Origin of the sequence: Italian clover phyllody phytoplasma str. MA1, from assembly GCF_000300695.1 — a bacterium.
In the GTDB taxonomy this organism is placed as follows: domain Bacteria; phylum Bacillota_I; class Bacilli_A; order Acholeplasmatales; family Acholeplasmataceae; genus Phytoplasma.
In genome coordinates, this window is the sequence record NZ_AKIM01000103.1 from 1 (window position 1) to 3,232 (window position 3,232).

Consider the following 3,232-nt stretch of genomic DNA (forward strand, 5'->3'; position numbering starts at 1 on the left):
TTAAATAAAAAAGACCCTAGAGGGTCTTTGTAAAATATAAGATATTTATGTTAAATTATTTTTTAAGATATTTTATTTAAAATTTCTTTAAAATTATCAATTAATAAAATCATTAAAATTAAACCAGCATGAATAGAAGTCCAAAAATGAACAAAACATTTTTTTTCTTTATGATTAATATTAACTGATATGTTTTTATTTTTTAATTTACATTTTTTATAATTTTTAAAAACTATATAAAAGTATGGTATCAAAAAATTAAATAAAATAGAAGAAAAATTGATCGCAAATAAAATTATTTTAATTAACAAATATATTGATTTAAGAAAATCAAGAAATGATAAATTCATTAAAACACACAATCCCTTTTATTTTTTTTATTCCTCAGCTGAGGTGATTTCGTAGAGGGAATTGAGGGAGGATAAAATAATTGATTTTTTATATTCTGTTTCGACATCTTTATATCGTTCTTCTAATAGTTTTTTGTAATCTTCGGCGCGTCGGAGCATATTGTTCAATCCTTCAATTTTGTTTTTGTCCTTTTGCGGATCAAGTTCACTTATTTGTTTATTATAACCGTCGCATTCTTTTTGGGATTCGTCGATTCCTTTTTGATCTTCATTTAAATAATTTAAACACTTTTTTAAACTATTTTTCGTTTTTTCAATTTCATTTTTTTCTTGTTCTGGGATATTTAAGGTTAAAACTTCGTTTTCTGATAAGATGTAAGATTTAATTTTATCATATTTTTCTTGTGTTATTTTAATTTTAGGTTTTGGAGTTTCTATTTCGCGTTTAGTTCTTGAAGGTTTATTTGGTTTTTGTTCATTATCCAACTCTTCATGATAATTTGATATTTTTTTTGTTCTTGTTTGGTTTCGTAAAGACCTTCAAAAAAACCAATAATAGCAGAAATAAATAAAAGAGTAATAATTAAAATAACGATCCAATGTTTTTTAAAAAAGTTCATCATTTCATAGCCTTTCCGATAATAGTAGGAATTGATATTATCTTTTAAAGAAATTCATTACTACTATTATACATTTTTATTGTGTTAATTTTAAAGAAAAAGTTTTTTACGCTGGGATAGTTATTAATTCAGGGATTTTGTTTTGATTAGTTTGTTTAATTCTTTTTTGGACTTTTGCGTAGTTAGGGTTTTGAAGTTTTAGTTCTTCTTTGATGGTATTTATTTCTTCGTTGATGGGTTCTAATTTTATTTCTAGTTGTTCTATTTGTGTTATTTTTGTTTCTTCTTTTTTGGTTTCTTTATCTAATTGATCTCTTTTGTTTTTTAGTTCTATAGTTATTTTTTCGTATTCGTTGATAACGGATTTTTCTTGAGTTTCAATTTGTTGAACTATTTTCCTTGATTCTCCGTATTCTTTCTTAATTTCATCAGATTGTAATTTATGTTTATATTCTTCTATTTTCTTTTCTTGGTCTTTGTAGTCAGCGTCGAGTTTGGCTAGGTCGCGGTCGATATCTTTGGTATACATTTCTAAGGCTTCTTTGGTAATCATTGGGAGTGATTCTTTGTTTTCATTCACTACTTCGTTGTACATATGCCATAAACGGTGTCCTTCGTGAAGGACCATAGTTGTTTTTGTCATTCCTTGAGAGAATTTACGTGTGAAAGTAAGCGATTTGCCTATGATTTTCATACCATATTTGGCAGGGATTAAGTCAGTTACTTTGTCAAAGGTTTTGAAACCCATTTTACATGCATTACCAAAGGAAAAGGAATTTTCTTTTTTGTAGGTTTCCATACGAACATGCATGGCTTTATATTTTTCTTTTAAAGCTTGATATAATTCTCGTTCGGCCTCTATTTTTTCGAGTTTTTCATTGACTTGGTTGATGTTGTTTTGGATTTTGGTGCGGCGTTGTTCTACAGATTTTATTTGGTTGAATAATGCTTTTTCTCCTTTTGTTAAACCTTCGTATCGTTCTTCTAATAGTTTTTTGTAATCTTCGGCGCGTCGGAGCATATTGTTCAATCCTTCAATTTCGTTTTCTAATAATCCTATTTGACTTTTGATTTCAGTAATTTGCTTAACTAATTTGATTTTTTCATCATAAAGGATATCTAATTTAGTGCGTAATTTTTCTTTTTCAGTTAAATCAGTGGATTCCGCGATTTGTTTTTCTGTTAGTTTTATTTCTTTTTCTTTGTTGGCTAATGCTTTTTCTTTTTGTTTTAATTGTTCTTTTAAGATATTGATATTATTTTCAGTTTCTTGTTTTTTAGTTTTGATTTCGTTAATCTTTGTTTCTGTTTGGTTTATTAATTCTTTGATTTTAGCTTTTTGTTCTTGGGTTAGTTTTTGTTCTTCATAGAGTGTTTTTAATTCGACCTCTACTTTGGTTAATTCTTGTTCCCAATTATCTTTTAGTCCTTGGTAATTGTTGATGACTTCATCGTACTTGTCAATGGCTTTATCAATTTCTTGGGCTAATTGGCCTGCGTATTTACTAGATGGTTCTTTTGGTTTATGAAAGAAACATAAGTAAATGAAACTTAAAATACAAATAATAATTAAAAAATAAGTTAAATAGCCTTTCCATGTATGGTTTTTGTATGTTGTTTGTTTGGTGGAAAGTTTTCTTTTAAAGAAAAGGACGATGCCAAAGATGGCGGAAGCCATTAAAAACCAAGTGAAATAAGATTTAAAGGTTAGATAAGTTTTAATTAAGTCTAAAGGTGTTTTCATAATTATTTACCTCCTTTCGCTTTAATTTCTTGTTCGATAGTGTTTAAAATGGTGTCATCTTGTGAGATTATCATTTTGTAAGCTTGTTTTAAATCTTCTTGATTGATTTGGTTTCTTCGTGTTTGTGCTTGGCCTCGGTTTTTAGCGAAGGTTGCTACTGTTGTTTTTAATAGGTTTTCTAAAGTACGATTAGCTTTTTTGAATTCTTGGTTAACTGGTAATCTTTCTAAAGCTTCATTAATTACTTCATATAAATATTGTTTTGCTTCTTCACTGTAAGGGTTTTTACGTTTCTTGATTAAGAATTCTAAGAAGACTTTTCTTTCTTCTTTATTGCCTGGTTTAACTTCGATGTTATAAGTGAATCTTGATTTGATAGCTTCATCGATTTGGGCGATATGGTTTGTAGCGCCAATAATGAAAATAGGTTTTTCAGGATTATTTTCAAAAGAGGTCATTTCGGTTTTGAATTGGTTTACCACATTGGCGATTTCTAAACTAGCTTCTAATCCGCTTAA

The 3,232-nt window shown here is 27.9% G+C and carries 4 protein-coding genes; all 4 read right to left on the minus strand.

The window, feature by feature from the left end; all coding sequences use genetic code 11:
* Nucleotides 1–377 precede the first annotated feature (377 nt).
* Nucleotides 378–836, minus strand: a complete 459-nt coding sequence (locus tag RI01_RS03925; RefSeq protein ID WP_017193132.1) for a hypothetical protein — start codon at nucleotides 834–836, stop codon at nucleotides 378–380.
* On the minus strand, nucleotides 785–973 hold the full coding sequence (locus tag RI01_RS03690; RefSeq protein WP_161598046.1) for a hypothetical protein: 189 nt from the start codon (nucleotides 971–973) through the stop codon (nucleotides 785–787). The genes RI01_RS03925 and RI01_RS03690 overlap by 52 nt, the downstream gene beginning before the upstream one ends.
* A 103-nt stretch (nucleotides 974–1,076) precedes the next feature.
* Complete coding sequence (locus RI01_RS02690) at nucleotides 1,077–2,714, minus strand: hypothetical protein (RefSeq protein ID WP_017193134.1); 1,638 nt, start codon at nucleotides 2,712–2,714, stop codon at nucleotides 1,077–1,079.
* Nucleotides 2,715–2,716: 2 nt separating this feature from the next.
* A partial coding sequence (locus RI01_RS02695; RefSeq protein WP_017193135.1) for an AAA family ATPase occupies nucleotides 2,717–3,232 on the minus strand: 516 nt, incomplete at its 5' end.

What these genes read in the sequence shown, in the direction of transcription:
- RI01_RS03690 (WP_161598046.1), bottom strand. Translation starts at nt 973, where the DNA reads ATGATGAACTTTTTTAAAAAACATTGGATCGTTATTTTAATTATTACT.
- RI01_RS02690 (WP_017193134.1), bottom strand. Translation starts at nt 2,714, where the DNA reads ATGAAAACACCTTTAGACTTAATTAAAACTTATCTAACCTTTAAATCT.